At 39.1% G+C, this 2179-nt stretch carries 3 protein-coding genes; 1 reads left to right on the plus strand and 2 read right to left on the minus strand.

What is annotated here, in order from left to right; translation table 11 throughout:
* Positions 1–50 precede the first annotated feature (50 nt).
* Positions 51–728 carry an LrgB family protein gene (locus QRN68_RS25600; protein ID WP_285400175.1) on the minus strand — a complete coding sequence of 226 codons (678 nt, stop codon included), beginning with the start codon at positions 726–728 and terminating at the stop codon, positions 51–53.
* Positions 721–1164, minus strand: a complete 444-nt coding sequence (locus tag QRN68_RS25605) for a CidA/LrgA family protein (protein WP_285400176.1) — start codon at positions 1162–1164, stop codon at positions 721–723. Before QRN68_RS25605 ends, QRN68_RS25600 begins: the two co-directional genes overlap by 8 nt.
* Before the next feature lie 339 nt (positions 1165–1503).
* Here QRN68_RS25605 and QRN68_RS25610 point away from each other — a divergent pair, with 339 nt between their 5' ends.
* Entirely contained in the window at positions 1504–1809 is a 306-nt protein-coding gene (locus QRN68_RS25610) for a hypothetical protein (protein ID WP_285400178.1), read from the plus strand.
* Positions 1810–2179 lie beyond the last annotated feature (370 nt).

A 2179-nucleotide genomic window follows, 5' to 3' on the forward strand; every position in this document is an offset into this window, starting at 1 on the left:
ACGCTTCTCTTAAGTATATAAGAACCCCGCTGCTTTAGCTGTGGGAGTAGTCAGATAAATAAATAGACAAATAACGGGCATAAAAATGCGCCAATAATTGCTGATAAGCCCATAGATAACGAGCCTACTGATAATTCCTGTTCCCCGTATTCTCTTAATTTAACAAGTCCAACGCCATGTGAAGCACTACCTACCGCGACACCTCTACTAACGGCTGAGTCAATTTTGCCGTATTTAATGACTAACGGTCCGATAATAGCGCCTACAAACCCTGCCAGCATTACAAACACCGCTGTTAATGGTGGAATGCCGCCAATTGTCTCACTCACCTGCATACCAACAGGTGTCGTTAATGATTTAGGCAAAGCTGTCAGCATCCAGCTGTCATTGACACCAATCCATTTCAGCATAATGAATATTGTCACTAAGCCCGTAATCATGGCGATAAAAATACCTGACAAAATAGAATACTTATACTTTATAATAATAGCGCGCTGATTATATAGAGGATATGCAAGCGCTACAACGGCTGGACCTAGCATTTTTTGAAGCCACTTGCCCCCCTCCAAATATGTAGAATATGGGATATTGAAGGCTAATAAAATGATGATACTGACAATGGTTGTCGTCACTAGTGGAATCATTAAAGGATGTGGGTAACGCTGATATAGCTTTGTAAATAACACGAACAACACAATAGTTCCCATAACAACAATAATTTCAGTCAACAGTTAATTCCCCCTCTCCATCCTCAGCAATAGCTTCTGTTTCTTTTTTAGCCAGCTCTTTTTTCTCGATAATTTGACTAACTATCCCTGTAACATAAATGGAGATTAATGTGCTAGCTATAATTGCTAGAATGATCAACAGACCAGTTGTTGACAAAAGCTCTGGATAGTCAATCACTCCTACTGTTGCAGGAATGAAAAACAATGTTAATACACCAATTAAAAAGCCCGCTCCATCTTGAATGTATTCTACTTTAATAATTTTAAAAATGAGTGAAAGTGCTAATAATAGTAATCCAATTATGCTTCCTGGAAGAGGTACATGTAATAAAGATACAATACCTTCACCAATGTAATAATAAATATTGAGTATCCCAATCTGAACAATAATACGAACTATTCTCTTAAACATCGCAGCAAAATTCTCGTTCAACATTTCGCCACATTTCACCCCCTATTACATTCATTCTACATCTGTAGGAATTTTCTGTCTATTATAATTTTAGGAAAACAATAGAAAAAGAAGGTGGTATAAAAACACTTTAAGCCACCTTCTTCTAGAAATAAATTAAGAGATTAAGAACGTAAATTAACCATTTTTTACCAAAAAATTAATTTGAAGAGCTGATTTTCGTTACGTTAACACTTCATTTTCGCACTGAAAACATTCGCTCCGTGCAAGGTCTCGTCCATCTTGCATTCCCACTGGAAGCTTTGCTCTGCTACGAAAGCAAAGCTTCCAGTGAGCGTCCGATGAGCCGCTTGGGACAACAGGATGTTGGTCACGAAGGCGTTATCACAGGACGTGATGTTTTACCCCATCTGTGACACTATCCCCAAGGAGTCGCCCAGCCTCGTTTTAGCGGCGATATTCGCCTGGTTAGCGGCGGAACTTGATGTTTTAGCGGCGATATTCGCTTGGTTAGCGGCGGAACTTGATGCTTTAGCGGCGATATTCGCTTGGTTAGCGGCGGAACTTGATGCTTTAGCGGCGATATTCGCTTGGTTAGCGGCGGATCTTGATGCTTTAGCGGCGATATTCGCTTGGTTAGCGGCGGAACTTGACACTCCAATCAACTAATATACAAGGCATATATTTTAACAAATGTCATCCACAACTTTTGGTGATGAGCAACAAAAAATCCTTTAATCACTCAAAAATAAACCTATTTTTTCCTAATCAACACACCTGTTAAGAGATTGTCTAAATTTGAATTATATTCATTTGTTAGACATCGCTAAATATTACCTCTTTTACTTACTTTTAATCAGGTAACCATTAAAAGTGATCGGGTAAGTCCCAAATGTGATCAGGTTTGGTCTTCTGTCAAGAAAGCGGACATACTTGATCTGGTTCTTCCACATAAAACATGTGGTTCAGTATATTAGATATACCAGTGCGTCATGATTTGAATCTGTTGTCGTCACATAGCTTCTCGGCTGTGTTGCGC

The sequence above is a fragment of the Lysinibacillus sp. fls2-241-R2A-57 genome (assembly GCF_030209535.1).
Taxonomy (GTDB): Bacteria; Bacillota; Bacilli; order Bacillales_A; family Planococcaceae; genus Lysinibacillus.